Below are 12334 nucleotides of genomic sequence, written 5' to 3'. Positions count from 1 at the left end.
TCCACGTTACCATCATCAGTTACCGCAAAGTTACCACTTTTTTTCTTCGAAAGACACAAATACGAACTATTATTAGTTACTTTGTGTAACAATTATTAAATACAAATTAAAAAATGAGCACAGAATCATTATTTAAGCCTTTTCAATACAAGAATTTAACACTAAAAAATAGAATCGTAATGGCCCCGATGACAAGGGCACAATCAGATAACGGAGTTCCGACGCAACAGATTGCAGATTATTATGCGAGAAGAGCAGCTGCTGAAGTGGGATTGATCATTTCTGAAGGAACGGTGATCAACAGGCCGGCTTCAAAAAATATGCAGAACATCCCTGATTTTTACGGAACGGAAGCCTTAAACGGATGGAAAAATGTGATCGACGCCGTACATGAACATGGAGGAAAAATGGGACCTCAGATTTGGCATGTAGGTGATACGAGAAGCACGCCGGATTATCCACTAGAAGACATGGAAAAAGCTTCGACAATGACTTTGGAAGATATTCAGGATACGATTTCTCAGTTTGCAGCTTCTGCGAAATCGGCTAAGGATCTTGGTTTCGATGTGCTTGAAATTCATGGAGCGCATGGATATCTGATTGATCAGTTTTTCTGGGAAGTAACCAATACCAGAACAGATGAATACGGTGGAAAAACCATTAAAGAAAGAAGCCGCTTTGCAGTAGATGTCGTTAAAGCAATCAGAGCTGCCGTGGGAGAAGATTTTACCATTATCATCCGTCTGTCCCAATGGAAACAACAGGATTATTCAACAAAACTGGCGAATACTCCTGAAGAAATGGAAGAATGGCTGTTACCGTTAAAAGAAGCTGGAGTAGATATCTTCCATTGTTCACAACGAAGATTCTGGGAGCCGGAATTTGAAGGTTCTGATCTGAACTTCGCAGGCTGGGCAAAGAAAATTACCGGTCAGCCAACGATTACGGTCGGTTCTGTAGGGCTTGAAGGGGATTTTATGGCTGCTTTCGGCGGAAAAGGAACTGAAAAAGCAGACCTTACAGAGCTTACGAGGAGACTTGAAAGGGGAGATTTCGATCTTGTTGCAGTGGGCCGTGCTATTCTTCAGGATCCGGAATGGGCTAAAAAAATTAAAGAAAACAATACCGAGGCATTGCTGGATTTCTCAGCTGAAAGCCTGGGTGTATTATACTAAAGTTAAGGGTCGATAGTGTGAATCTGCTTCGCCGTCAATTTTATTTCAGAATTGACAATTACTATTCACTGCGAAGAAGACGTCACTGTTGATTATTTTACTTATATCTTGATTACCTATTTAAATTTTTTAACAGCTCCGGCTCAGAACAAAGTTCTGAGCCGGGGTTATTTTTATTGTAATTTTTTTTCAAATAGTATCATAAAACTTAGCATTAAGGATATTTTGTCAATACACCATCACTCGGGCGGTCAAGGCACCGTTGATGCACCGGTCAACACACCCTCTATCGGGCGGTCAACGAGGTGTTGACCGTACGTCATTTATCATAATGCCTGTTGATCCGTTTTAAACAGATTAATATTTAACTGATTTAAGCTAAAAATAAAACCGTCTTCAATTTGAAAACGGTTTTTTAACAGATCTAAATATCTAAAATTGCCATTTGCATGACAAGAATGATCAATTGTTACAGGCCGATACTTTTTGTTGGCTTCAGCTCTTTTTTGATACTCTTAGGAAGAGCATCTTTGTGAACGAGAATTGCAGTAGATTTATATTCTACGTAAGGTCTTGTCACATAGATGTATCCTTCAAAATCATTCGTTACACCCCATGAGTTTTTCACCATGTAATATTCTTTTCCGCTTTGGTCTTTTGCCAGTCCTACGATATGCATTCCGTGGTCGTCAGTTGTTGACAGGTTATTCAAAGCCTGCTGGCGCATATCTTCAGTGATGGTTTTATCTTTTTTAGGCTCTGTGAAAAGCGTTGCTTTATTGTCTTTGTTGATTTGATCGAGATCCATATCCGGAACGTAAGCTACTCCGTTTTTGTAAGAGAAATAAGGTTCCGAAACATCAGTTGCCCAGCCCACAGAATATCCTTTATTCACAGCATTATCGATAATTGCCGTTAAATCTTTCATCGGAACATTCCAGTCAGAATCATGGCTCCAGTTGTCCGGGATCGGAACAACGAACTTCTGGTAATACGGGTAATCTTTGTAAGAAGAAATTTCCACATAGTCTTCGGGATTGATGCCTACCACTTCTTTAGCAAACGTTTTAGGAGTGTAAGATTTTCCTTCATAGGTAAAGTTAGCAGGAACTTTTCCTAAATACTGATCGAGAATAGCATCTACGGAAGACATCCAGTTATCAGTCAGTTTTCCTTTAGATCCTGCCTGAACAAGACTGTCTAAAACAGGTTTCAGTTTGCCCTGCATTTCAGAGAAATTATTCAAGGTTTGTCCTTGCTTTAAACCGGTGTAAACATCCTGAGGAACTGCTCCGTATTTTTTATACATATTGATGACATCGTGCAATTCTCCTCCATCGCCCCAGCTGATAGCCCCATTGTTTAAAACATATAATTTTGCTTTGTCGTGATAAGAATTCCTTGCGGTAAAGATTTCTGCAAGATCAACGGGTTTTTTACCCATTCTCTGCATTTCAGATTCCAGGAATGAGTTCCCTGAATAGCTCCAGCATGTTCCTGAAGAGCCCTGGTTTTTCACCGATGTTGCGCCTACATCCTTCAGTGTAGTGAACTGGAAATTAGCATTTTGAGATTGATTGTTTTTTAACTTGTTGATTAAGTCATCCTGAGCAAACATCATACTTCCTGCAGACAAAACAAAAAGTAATGATACAAATCTGGTATTTTTCATTACTGTAAAAGATTATTTACACGAATAGTCGTGTATAGTAAAGATTTGTTACAAACAAAAAGGTTAAATCTGTTTATGATTTTTTATGAAAAGGTAAAATAGATTTAAAAAATTTTCATAGCCAATGCTTCATCTATTTCTTCCGGTGCCTTATACATTCCGGACAAAGCTTCATATACTTTGGACAAAGCCTTATCTATTTTGGAACATGTCATATCTATTTTGTCCGGTGCTTCATATAGTTTGGAGGATGCCTTATATAGTTTGGCGGAAGGCTTATACACTTTGTCCGGTGTCATATATATTCTGCCCGGTGCTTCAAATATTTCAGACAAAGCATTGTTGTTTTTAAAATGCAAATGATATTTTGGAGATTTCATCAATAAATCTGTTAACTTAAACCATATTTATAAAATCATAGTATTAACGCAAAGTTTAATTATCACTTCGTTTATTTTTTAAGGGAGCAAAGTGTGGCGCAAAGCCGCTGATTAAGCATACGTATGATGCCTTATGCTTAATCAGTTCAGTTTACTGATCCTTCCTTTGCTCGCTCTCAATATGTATAAAAAATAGAAATCTTTGTGTTAAAAAATTAGAAAAGAAAGCTGAGTGATGGTTTAAATTTTAGTTTAAACATTTATTTTTAAAAAAAGTTTATTATGTTTCCAACCTTTTTAAAACTTTCTGCATCTATGTAGATATAAAGCCTGATTATGGAACGAGAGCTATTATTGGAATGTCAGCGGAACAACCGCAATGCGCAGCGGAAAGTCTACGAACAGATGGCGGGAAAATTATATTCGGTCTGCAAACGATACCTTAAACGTGATGAAGATATCGAAGAAGCTATGGCCGATACTTTTTATAAGATTTTTACTAAAATAGACCAGCTTCATCAGTCTGAAATTTTTGAAGTGTGGGCAAGAAAGATTGCGGTCAATGAATGCCTGCAAAAGCTGAGAGCCTCCAAACATCTGCATATATCACTGGAAGAGAATCACGTAATCACTTCTGATATTGTTACAGAAAACGTCTCTTTTGAAAAGGATATCCTTAGCCTCCTGAATTTTCTGCCGGAGGGCTGCCGGGCAATTTTCAACCTGTTTGCCATTGAGGGTTATCCTCATAAGGAAATTGCCACCATGCTTTCCATCAGTGAAGGAACCTCGAAATCGCAGCTCAATTTCGCAAGGAAAAAGCTCCAGGAACTTCTTGTCAACCAAAATATTTAAATCTTAAAACAATGGAAAATAATCACGATATCGATAAAGCTTTCAATGAGGCTTCTAAAAACTTAGAAGAACCTGCGACTTTTCCTGGTTTTGATAAAGTTTGGGCGAAGGTTGAAGAAAGATTAGATAAAAAAGAAGAAAAGAAACGGAAAGTGATCCCGGTCTGGATTCCTTATGGGATAGCAGCCAGCCTATTGATTGCATCCGGAATTTTTTACTTCACGGACAAAAAACAAAGTAAGCAAATGCAGCAGGAAATAATAGCGACTCAAACGAGTGGTAAAGAGGATGTTTCTGCTGAACCTTTAGTACAGGTGCAGAAGATTGACAGTATGGTAAAGATGAATATTCAAAATAAAACCTTACCTGTTCCTTCTGAAAAAATAATAGCGTACCAGTCAGCTCCAAAATTGAAGGCAGATCTTCCGGCTTCTCCGATTTCTGAAATGAGCGCTGCTGCAGTATCTCATGAAGAGGCCGCGCAGGTCGTTGAACAGAAAATGATGGCGATGGATAGTATAAGACGTCAGAACATAGAAGAAGTCGTTGCTATGGGAATAAAGAAAGAAAAGGCTTCTATGGGTGCTGCTCTTGCATCAAGCCAGAAAGTTTCAAGTTTTAATACGGTAGGAGACTCTGCGGAATCTTCTTATCCAAATCTGGCATTTAATCTTAAGGAAAAAGAAACGGAAATTAAATCTTATAATAAAGTCAACACAAAAGCGCAAAAACCGTTAGCATTTAATCCCGTTACAGGAAACCGTTTGGCTGAAAAAGCAGATACGAGTATGTTTAAACTCACACCGGGGTTACATACCAATGTTTTATCGGGAATATCAAATAAGGTAAATGGTTCGATCATTATCCGTGGAAGAGCCCAGTCAAATCAGAATCCGATGGTCGTTATTGACGGTAAAGTATCTGATATGGAGACTTTCAAAAATTTAGATTCTAAAAAGATTGAGGCGGTGACGGTTCTGAAAGCCGAGCAGGCGGCTCCATTGTTTTCAGGGGAAAAAGCGCGTAACGGTGTGATTGTCGTTATTACCAAATCTATTTCCAAAAAAGAAAAGAAAAGGCTTAAAAAGCTCTTTAATGAGAAACTCCTGAAAGAATAATGCTGAAAAATTTTAACAACTAATACTCATTCAATATAAATCTTATAAGAAATTTCTACGGAAGTTTCTTTTTTTTCCGATAAAGAGCAACCTTCTGAATAGTTACAAAACAGAATTTGTTGAGATGATTCGGAAATATAGGAATATAATAAATAGAAATTAAAATTAGTGTTAGCAGGAATTCAAAGAAGGATAACTGTTTTTATTTAATATATTTTCAATAATTATTGAAAGTTCAAAATATTTAATTATATTTGTGTAAGATTTAAAAGCAATATGAAACTTTCAGAAGCAAAAGAAAAATACATTCAGACCTGGGGCACATTTGCTACCAACTGGGGAATCAACCGGACGATGGCGCAGGTTCATGCGTTGCTTTTGGCAACCGGAAAACCACTGTCTACCGATGAGGTGATGGAAGGACTGCAAATATCAAGAGGAAATGCCAACATGAATCTCCGTGCTTTAATGGACTGGGGAATTGTAAGGAAGGAGTTTGTAAAAGGCGATCGTAAAGAATATTTTGTTGCTGAAAAAGACGTTTGGTTTTTGTTTAAGCAGATTACTAAAGAAAGAAGAAAAAGAGAGATCGAACCGGTAATTTCTTTTTTGGAAGAACTGAAAAATATTGAGGATAAAGACTCGGAAGAAGCTAAAGAATTCATCAAATTAATGGAAGACTTCAGTTCAGTAACAGGAAAAATAAACAATATTATGGATCTTGCCATAAAAAGTGATGATCATTGGCTGGTGGGCAAGATTACCAATTTATTAAAATAGAAAGGGTTTTAAAATCCTTTTTTATTTCAGTTTATGTTTCAAAAATTATTGAAAATATAATAATATTAAAAACTTTATATTATGAAACTAAAAGTCTTAAAAGCAGAAGTGATATTCCAGTTAATGGTAAGCCTTGTAAGTACTTTATACGTTATTATCGATTATTCTGGTATGAAATTTTTTATCGCGCTTTTTTATGTTGGTATTTCAAATTTATTGGGCTTTTTATTAAGAATTTCTCTTTTCGCAAGCAAATTCAATCAATACTATTTTTTCGGTGTTATTTTGTTTTTCCTTCTATTATATTTTATATCGATACTAACGGTTGAAAATAGAATAGACATGGTGCTTTATTTTATGGGAGTTGGAGGTGTACTTTTTAACATTTACTATCTGCTATATGGTTTTTATCTTATTAAAGTGACGCAGAAAAATAAAGCAGAAAGTCAGGATTTTATCTCTTGAATAGTGGTAAACAAGCAATAAATAGAGAAATATATAAAAATGAAAACACTCGTATTTAAAATCTGGATGTATTTTACATTCAAAGTGCAGAATAAACGAACAAGAGGAGATTTTTTAAACCTTTAAAATCAATAGCCATGAAAACTTTACTGAAATATGATTTACGCATTCAGCAGACAATAATTCTTCTTTTTATAATAACATTATTAATGCTTGCCATAACGAAAAATGAATCTTTGATTACGTTAGTACAGATTGAATTTTTTCTTCTGGCGATTCTTCAATATACCTTAAACATAGTGAAATTTTGCAATAAAAATTACGCGAGAACGCATTCCAGAATCGTTTATATTTTTGTTTCCACGTATGTGGTAATCACTTTTTTACTGTTTATTTTGTGCCTTAGTCTCAAGTATACGGCTTTTAACAATTTCCTTGAATGGACGCCTGTTTCCTGGCTCGCTGCGTCGCCTGTATTGATTATATTGTCTTTAAGCATTAGTTTTTCTGATCGGGAAAGCAGAAATTTAAAGACAACCGCAGAAAATAAAAACTGCTAAATAACGCGAGCGAAGCGAGCGTCGAAACAGTTAGTATTAGGAATTTAATACTGTACTCATAAAACTAAATCAAAATGAAAATAATCATCGCTGCCGGAACAGGTTTTCTCGGCAAGAACCTTGAAACATATTTTACAGACAAAGGCTATGAGGTTACTATTTTTACCCGAAGTCCAAAACGCCCAAATGAATATCATTGGGACGGAGAAACCTTAGGAGCATGGAAAAATCTTTTTGAAAATGCAGATGTTTTAATCAACCTGACAGGAAAATCAGTCGATTGCAGATATACTGACAGGAACAAGAAAGAAATTTATGATTCAAGAATCAATAGTACAAGAATTCTTCAAAAGGCTGTTGATCAATGCATCAATAAACCCAAAGTTTGGCTGAATGCCAGTTCGGCAACAATTTATATCCATTCGGAAACGCATCTGAATACTGAAGAAAATGGAATTATTGGTGATGATTTTTCGATGAATATCTGTAAAAGCTGGGAAAAAGAATTTTTCAAACAGGAAACAGAAAATGTCAGGAAAGTTGCTTTACGGACTTCTATCGTGCTAGGGAATAACGGCGGTGCTTTTCAAAAACTTAAAATGATTACCAGATTAGGTCTGGGCGGAAAGCAGGGTAGAGGGAACCAAATAGTAAGCTGGATCCATATTCATGATTTCTGCAGGGCCGTTGAGTTTATCATTGATTGTGAAACTATGTCAGGTCCCGTTAATATAACTGCTCCGAATTCATTATCCAATGAGCTTTTCATGAATAAGCTGAGAAATGAAATGAAGATTCCGTTTGGCTTAAATGCTCCCGTCTGGCAGTTGGAATTTGCCTCCCTATTTTTAAAAACCGAAACCGAATTATTATTAAAAAGCAGAAATGTTTATCCTGGAAAGTTAATGCAAAATGGTTTTAGATTTTCGTATCCTGATATTGAAAGTGTGTTTAAGGATTTATTATCACCCAGAAAGATTAATTGATTTCCGAAATGTTTATTTCATCAACATTTGCCAAGTTATTATTATAGTAAGTTTGTTCAAGTACATCAACTATATTCTGTGGCAGTTCTTTTAACTTTAATGGATTCTTTGGGTTCGCCACTAAGTGGTAATGTGGCTCTGAGAAATTATTTGGATACGTTTTATCAAAAGAATATAGTCCTTTTTTTGTCATAGATACATAGTCTTCTAAATATCTTTTATTAACCCCTGAACCAAATATTTTAATCAATATATTGTCTAATTTTGGATTGATCATGACCTCTGATATTTCAGGTAAGTTTCTAAAATAACGTGCTAATATTTGACGCTTTTCTTCAGATTTCGCTACTGAATCAGGTAACTTTCCACCACCAGAAGCTATAAATCCCACATATTCACCATCCGTAAAAAACCAATCCATATCCATTGTTTGTTGTTCTATTTCTGTTATCATCATAATTTAATGTTTTTTAATTGACTAATGTCTGAAAGTTTTATCTAAAGGAGGCACTCTTAGTTTAATTAAATGCTTTCTCTTTTTCTAAAGTTATTATTTTTTCTATTGCAAATCTAAAGGAAGCATTTTATCAATATCAGAACGTTCAATTCTACCATCAGGATCAATGAAATTAATCGGGTTATTAAAAGCAAAATTATACAGAGAATACCTTCTCATTTGCTCTGCTAACGGATCAACTACACCCCATCTTCCGAGATCTGATATCAAGGAATTATGCGTTGTCATTATTTATATTTCTAATGATTTAGTCATACTGAATTACCCTTGTTCTCCATAACAGTTTCTTCTACTCGTTTGCAAATATATCTTATCCTTAAATAAACAAGAGTAGAGAATTCTACTCTTGTTTGCTTTTATTAATATTTAATTTCAGCTATTAATTTTTTTAAATTATTATTAACTCAGAAATGTTAACTAAGTAACAAGTAATTAGTAATAAATTTATTAACAATAATAATATTATTATTATCAAATTAATTTTTTTGATAGAAGTAATGCTAAGTATCACTATTATTTGGTATACATAAATGACTAATTTATCTAAAGTTATTCCAAATAAATAGTCAAAATTTTTATTAAGCAAATCAGTCGATTCTTTCCAGAATATTCTAATAAAAAATATTAGAATTGTTGAAGCTAGTACAATTAATTTTAATCTCATATTAATTATTTTATTCAAATATTCTCCCACCCAAATACCGATGAGTATTAATATTATAAAAACTATATCTTGACCAAATATGGTTTTGAGGACCTTTGATCATATCGATGTTTACAGTAATTCCTTTCATATTACTTGGGTTTTTAGCGTGCATATCAATATAATTACTTTGAACGGTTCTATACATCTCTAGAAAATCTTTGGCTTTAGAATTTTCAATTGAAATAGTTGTAGACCCTAACATTACTATTAGAGTAGTTGGATTTAGGCTTTTTGCACCTTCTTTAACGTAATCATAAAATCCTTTAATTCCACTTATTGCTGGTGTCCAATCCATCACATTATCTAATTTATCAGTAAATTCTTCTGTTTGGTTAATTATTTGTTTCATCTCTAAAATAGCATTTGCATGGTCTAGCTGATATTGTACTTCTGTCGTTTCAGTACCCCATCCATTGAAAACACTTTTATTTTTTAAATATTTTCTTTTCGGTGTTGGATCAAAATTACTAAATTTAGAAAAATCAATTCCATTGAAGTAATTTTGTGGATTAATCATTTTCATAAAAGCATTTATAGCAGCCTTTCCTTCATACACATCACCAAGATCTTCTAATGAAAAGTTACCTCCGCCTCCAGAAAATATAGTTCCAAGTACATCATTTCCTTCTCCGAACCCCAACCAGTTAGGATTTGTCCATCCGGGTTGGTAATCTACTATACCTCCATCCGTAGCCATTGTTAGTCGTTTAGGCGCCATCCCATCAGGATCAATGAAATTAATCGGGTTATTAAAAGCAAAATTATACGGAGAATACCTTCTCATTTGCTCTGCTAACGGATCAATGACACCCCATCTTCCGATATCGGGCATATACATCCTTGCTCCATAGTCATTCCAACCTGTTTCTGTCTGATACTTTTTGTGGTAATAAAACAGATGATCTAAATGACCATCTGTTTTTAATTTTATTTAAAATTTTCTCAGTTATGTTGATCAATAAAGAAAACCAACACATATCTCTATTTCACAAAAGGAATTTTCGCCACAATACTATCTTCCAACACTGTATATCCCTGCATTTCCAAAGTACGAATGTATGATGAACATCCTAAGCGTATAACATTCTGTTTATTATGTTTTGATTTAACATTCATTACGTAATTTCCAGACTCGGAATAATCATATACTCCTCTTTCCATATAGTTTAGAACTATAGAAGTATCCATTATTTGTTTCGGTTTCAGTATAATCAAATCATTTCTACACTCATCATCTGTATAACGCGAATAATACCCTCTAGAAAATTCAAATGGTTTTAATTTTTTATTATTTAACATCCAATAAGAATTTCCAGTAAAACCGTAAGGATCAATAATATATGTTTTTTTACTGTTGTTTTTAATAGTGTAGGTTACTGGACTTTCTGGAACTAGTTTTACAGGTGTTTTTATAAGAATGTCAACGTCATTACTTTTATTTATTTTTATTTGAGTTGAACAAATGATACAAGAAAAGCATGTCATTATTGATGTTATTTTTTTCATTACTCTCTTACAAAAGGAATTTTTGCTACAATACTATCTTCTAAAAAATGATATCCTTTAACCTCTAAATCATTAATATATTTTTTACAGCTCAACGGCATACCATTCTTCCTATCATGTTTTGATTTAACGTTCCACAAATAATTCCCTTGTTGAGAAAGATCATATCTTCCTTTATCTATATAGTTCAAGTTTAAAATTGTATCAATTTTTTGTTTGGGTTTTAATATTATCAGGTCATTTTCACAATCCACATCTTCACGGGCATAATACCCTTTAGAAAAATAAATTGGATTAAGCTTTTTCTTTTCAAATAACCAATAAGAATCCCCAGTAAAACCATAAGGGTCAATAATATAAGTGTTTTTACTATTGTTTGATAATGTATATTTTATAGGGGTTTGTGTAGCTAAATTTATTGGAGTCGATACGATAATATCGATTTCTTTATTTTTATTTATTTTTGTTTGTGTAGAACAAAAAATACAATTAATACACGAAATTAGTAGTATAATATTCTTTCTCATTTTATAGATGTATTTAAATTGAAAATATAATTGTTAATTATTCGTAGATATGTGTTAACTCCTGAGTTTACAATTCCTGTCCACTCTCCCGCAGAGTTATATGCGGAAACTTCATTTAAGGCTTCTACTAAAGGATTATTTCCTTGAAGCTTACCGTTTTTCCAATTGTTAAAATGATCTACTTCATGTATTATAACATCACCTAATCCGTAATTTGTCCTTTGACCGTCAAATAGTCCTGGGGCTAATATTATTTTTCCTGTATTAGGATTTGTTATTCCCTTTATCCTATCTCCTTGTGGATCACCTGGATCTATAAAAAGTCCCTTCCCATCAGTTTTAAATTTGATATACCCTTGGGACCATTCATTCATAGTATTTGTATTACCAACAGCAATCCAGGCATCTTTTGGGGCAAATAATGAAGTAATAACACCTAAACTTAGCATATTTGCAGGGGCATTAGGATTTACTCCAGCAATGCTAAGTACTAAGCTAAGCAAATCTATTCCAGGTCCAGGCCCTATATCACTACCAAACTGCGAAAAATCAATTCCATTGAAGTAATTTTGTGGATTAATCATTTTCATAAAAGCATTTATAGCAGCCTTTCCTTCATACACATCACCAAAATCTTCTAATGAAAAGTTACCTCCGCCTCCAGAAAATATAGTTCCAAGTACATCATTTCCTTCTCCGAACCCCAACCAGTTAGGGTTTGTCCATCCAGGCTGGTAATCTACTGCACCTCCATCCGTAGCCATTGTTAATTGTCTTGGCGCCATCCCATCCGGATCAATGAAATTAATCGGGTTATTAAAAGCAAAATTATACGGAGAATACCTTCTCATTTGCTCTGCTAACGGATCAATGACACCCCATCTTGCGATATCGGGCATATACATTCTGGCCCCGAAATCGTTCCATCGGGTTTCCGTCTGGTATTCTTTCCCATTGTATTGGTATTTATAGGAAGAATTGTTGACAGAAAGAATATTGGTGTCATGCTTCAGCCCGAAAGGGTAGTAGTTGTTTTCTTCAAGAACTTCTACGCTGCCATTGGTGTTTTTAAAGTAGCTTAAACGCA

15 protein-coding genes are annotated in these 12334 nt (G+C 34.4%); 7 read left to right on the top strand and 8 right to left on the bottom strand.

Annotated elements, in window-relative coordinates; genetic code table 11:
• Positions 1 to 113 precede the first annotated feature (113 nt).
• Positions 114 to 1175: an NADH:flavin oxidoreductase gene (locus tag AC3WV0_RS12955; RefSeq protein WP_488846519.1), complete on the top strand. Its 1062-nt coding sequence runs from the start codon at positions 114 to 116 to the stop codon at positions 1173 to 1175.
• A gap of 469 nt (positions 1176 to 1644) precedes the next feature.
• Here AC3WV0_RS12955 and AC3WV0_RS12950 read toward each other — a convergent pair whose 3' ends face one another.
• A complete protein-coding gene (locus AC3WV0_RS12950; RefSeq protein ID WP_312902255.1) occupies positions 1645 to 2847 on the bottom strand; it encodes a C1 family peptidase in 1203 nt (400 codons plus the stop codon).
• 104 nt (positions 2848 to 2951) lie between these two features.
• Positions 2952 to 3227, bottom strand: a complete 276-nt coding sequence (locus tag AC3WV0_RS12945; RefSeq protein ID WP_488846518.1) for a hypothetical protein — start codon at positions 3225 to 3227, stop codon at positions 2952 to 2954.
• Between the two features lie 336 nt (positions 3228 to 3563).
• Between AC3WV0_RS12945 and AC3WV0_RS12940 the strand changes: the two genes are divergently transcribed.
• The 6 genes from AC3WV0_RS12940 to AC3WV0_RS12915 all read left to right on the top strand — a co-directional run bounded on the left by AC3WV0_RS12940 (position 3564) and on the right by AC3WV0_RS12915 (position 7991).
• Positions 3564 to 4082, top strand: a complete 519-nt coding sequence (locus tag AC3WV0_RS12940) for an RNA polymerase sigma factor (RefSeq protein ID WP_488846517.1) — start codon at positions 3564 to 3566, stop codon at positions 4080 to 4082.
• Between the two features lie 11 nt (positions 4083 to 4093).
• Positions 4094 to 5200 (top strand): hypothetical protein, encoded by a 1107-nt coding sequence (locus AC3WV0_RS12935; RefSeq protein WP_488846516.1) that lies wholly within the window; start codon positions 4094 to 4096, stop codon positions 5198 to 5200.
• A gap of 276 nt (positions 5201 to 5476) precedes the next feature.
• A complete protein-coding gene (locus AC3WV0_RS12930; protein ID WP_089860010.1) occupies positions 5477 to 5980 on the top strand; it encodes a GbsR/MarR family transcriptional regulator in 504 nt (167 codons plus the stop codon).
• A gap of 81 nt (positions 5981 to 6061) precedes the next feature.
• Positions 6062 to 6445 (top strand): hypothetical protein, encoded by a 384-nt coding sequence (locus AC3WV0_RS12925; RefSeq protein WP_488846514.1) that lies wholly within the window; start codon positions 6062 to 6064, stop codon positions 6443 to 6445.
• A 137-nt stretch (positions 6446 to 6582) separates the two neighbouring features.
• Positions 6583 to 7005, top strand: a complete 423-nt coding sequence (locus AC3WV0_RS12920; RefSeq protein ID WP_488846513.1) for a hypothetical protein — start codon at positions 6583 to 6585, stop codon at positions 7003 to 7005.
• A gap of 74 nt (positions 7006 to 7079) precedes the next feature.
• Positions 7080 to 7991, top strand: a complete 912-nt coding sequence (locus AC3WV0_RS12915; RefSeq protein WP_488846511.1) for a TIGR01777 family oxidoreductase — start codon at positions 7080 to 7082, stop codon at positions 7989 to 7991.
• On the opposite strand, the gene AC3WV0_RS12910 is transcribed toward AC3WV0_RS12915, so the two are convergent.
• From AC3WV0_RS12910 to AC3WV0_RS12885, 6 genes are all read right to left on the bottom strand, one after another.
• Positions 7984 to 8448, bottom strand: coding sequence for a hypothetical protein (locus AC3WV0_RS12910; RefSeq protein ID WP_488846509.1), 465 nt, complete (start codon positions 8446 to 8448; stop codon positions 7984 to 7986). The two genes, AC3WV0_RS12915 and AC3WV0_RS12910, sit on opposite strands and share 8 nt — an antisense overlap.
• 102 nt (positions 8449 to 8550) lie before the next feature.
• The gene (locus AC3WV0_RS12905) at positions 8551 to 8736 is read right to left on the bottom strand and encodes a hypothetical protein (RefSeq protein ID WP_488846508.1); all 186 of its coding nucleotides are present in this window, start codon (positions 8734 to 8736) and stop codon (positions 8551 to 8553) included.
• 446 nt (positions 8737 to 9182) lie between these two features.
• Positions 9183 to 10112, bottom strand: coding sequence for an RHS repeat domain-containing protein (locus AC3WV0_RS12900; protein ID WP_488846636.1), 930 nt, complete (start codon positions 10110 to 10112; stop codon positions 9183 to 9185).
• Between the two features lie 83 nt (positions 10113 to 10195).
• Entirely contained in the window at positions 10196 to 10720 is a 525-nt protein-coding gene (locus tag AC3WV0_RS12895) for a hypothetical protein (protein ID WP_488846506.1), read from the bottom strand.
• A complete protein-coding gene (locus tag AC3WV0_RS12890) occupies positions 10720 to 11247 on the bottom strand; it encodes a hypothetical protein (RefSeq protein ID WP_488846505.1) in 528 nt (175 codons plus the stop codon). The genes AC3WV0_RS12895 and AC3WV0_RS12890 overlap by 1 nt, the downstream gene beginning before the upstream one ends.
• The coding region (locus tag AC3WV0_RS12885; RefSeq protein ID WP_488846504.1) for an RHS repeat domain-containing protein at positions 11244 to 12334 on the bottom strand (1091 nt) is incomplete at its 5' end. The genes AC3WV0_RS12885 and AC3WV0_RS12890, both read right to left, overlap by 4 nt.

The organism is Chryseobacterium sp. 27AL, assembly GCF_057815395.1.
Note: the sequence above shows the minus strand (reverse complement) of the source record. Positions and strands in the feature narration are given on the sequence as shown.

Excerpts from the sequence above, each read along its gene's own strand:
- AC3WV0_RS12955 (WP_488846519.1), top strand. The coding sequence starts at position 114 with ATGAGCACAGAATCATTATTTAAGCCTTTTCAATACAAGAATTTAACA.
- AC3WV0_RS12950 (WP_312902255.1), bottom strand. The coding sequence starts at position 2,847 with ATGAAAAATACCAGATTTGTATCATTACTTTTTGTTTTGTCTGCAGGA.
- AC3WV0_RS12945 (WP_488846518.1), bottom strand. The coding sequence starts at position 3,227 with ATGAAATCTCCAAAATATCATTTGCATTTTAAAAACAACAATGCTTTG.
- AC3WV0_RS12940 (WP_488846517.1), top strand. The coding sequence starts at position 3,564 with ATGGAACGAGAGCTATTATTGGAATGTCAGCGGAACAACCGCAATGCG.
- AC3WV0_RS12935 (WP_488846516.1), top strand. The coding sequence starts at position 4,094 with ATGGAAAATAATCACGATATCGATAAAGCTTTCAATGAGGCTTCTAAA.
- AC3WV0_RS12930 (WP_089860010.1), top strand. The coding sequence starts at position 5,477 with ATGAAACTTTCAGAAGCAAAAGAAAAATACATTCAGACCTGGGGCACA.
- AC3WV0_RS12925 (WP_488846514.1), top strand. The coding sequence starts at position 6,062 with ATGAAACTAAAAGTCTTAAAAGCAGAAGTGATATTCCAGTTAATGGTA.
- AC3WV0_RS12920 (WP_488846513.1), top strand. The coding sequence starts at position 6,583 with ATGAAAACTTTACTGAAATATGATTTACGCATTCAGCAGACAATAATT.
- AC3WV0_RS12915 (WP_488846511.1), top strand. The coding sequence starts at position 7,080 with ATGAAAATAATCATCGCTGCCGGAACAGGTTTTCTCGGCAAGAACCTT.
- AC3WV0_RS12910 (WP_488846509.1), bottom strand. The coding sequence starts at position 8,448 with ATGATGATAACAGAAATAGAACAACAAACAATGGATATGGATTGGTTT.
- AC3WV0_RS12905 (WP_488846508.1), bottom strand. The coding sequence starts at position 8,736 with ATGACAACGCATAATTCCTTGATATCAGATCTCGGAAGATGGGGTGTA.
- AC3WV0_RS12895 (WP_488846506.1), bottom strand. The coding sequence starts at position 10,720 with ATGAAAAAAATAACATCAATAATGACATGCTTTTCTTGTATCATTTGT.
- AC3WV0_RS12890 (WP_488846505.1), bottom strand. The coding sequence starts at position 11,247 with ATGAGAAAGAATATTATACTACTAATTTCGTGTATTAATTGTATTTTT.